The organism is Streptomyces prasinopilosus (genome assembly GCF_001419695.1).
Classification (GTDB): Bacteria; Actinomycetota; Actinomycetes; order Streptomycetales; family Streptomycetaceae; genus Streptomyces; species Streptomyces prasinopilosus.
Window position 1 is genome coordinate 15342 of sequence record NZ_LIRG01000555.1, and the last position, 712, is coordinate 16053.

The 712-nt window shown below is 79.4% G+C and carries 1 protein-coding gene; it reads left to right on the forward strand.

What is annotated here, in order from left to right:
• Positions 1–87 precede the first annotated feature (87 nt).
• Positions 88–651, forward strand: a complete 564-nt coding sequence (locus tag AOK18_RS21930; protein ID WP_055695462.1) for a DUF309 domain-containing protein — start codon at positions 88–90, stop codon at positions 649–651.
• Positions 652–712: the final 61 nt, after the last annotated feature.

A 712-nucleotide genomic window follows, 5' to 3' on the forward strand; every position in this document is an offset into this window, starting at 1 on the left:
GCGGTGGTCCGCGTGAGCGCGCGGTCAGTACTTTACCCCACGGCCCCGGCCGGGCCGAAAGCGGTCCGGGCGGGGGACAATCGGGATATGGGCAGCATGGACAGCACCTTCCGGGACCAGGAGCACGGGCCCGCCTCCGGGCGGGCGGACGGCGGACGCGACCGGGACGGTGACGGGCGGGCGCGCAACGCGCGTCCCCGGGACGGGCTGGGGCGGCCGCTGCCCCACGGGGCGCGAGGGGTGCCCCGGCAGCCGGAGGGGGTGGTCCGACCGCCCCTGGAGAGCGTCGCCGAGGCACAGCGCCTGCTGGACGAGGGGAAGCCGTTCCACGCGCACGAGGTGTTCGAGGACGCCTGGAAGTCGGGGCCCGAGGAGGAACGGGAGCTGTGGCGGGGGCTCGCCCAGCTCGCCGTCGGGCTCACCCACACGGCGCGCGGGAACACGACCGGCGGGGCCCGGCTGCTGCGACGCGGGGCGGGGTCGGCCGAGGAGTGGGCGGCGGCCGCGGGTGAGCCGCGTCCGTACGGGATCGACCTGGGCGGTGTGGTCGCCTGGGCCCGGGAGCTGGCGGCGGAGGTGGAGCGGGGGGACGGCCTTCCCGTGGACGCGGGGGCGCGGGCGCCCCGGCTGCGGACGGGCCCCGCCGACTGACCCGCACCGCGAAGCGCGCCTCGGCGGGGCGCCGACGTCCACGCCCGGCCGGTCGCCGGGG

Bases quoted from the DNA above. Each gene is read 5' to 3' on its own strand.
- AOK18_RS21930 (WP_055695462.1), top strand. From the start codon at position 88: ATGGGCAGCATGGACAGCACCTTCCGGGACCAGGAGCACGGGCCCGCC.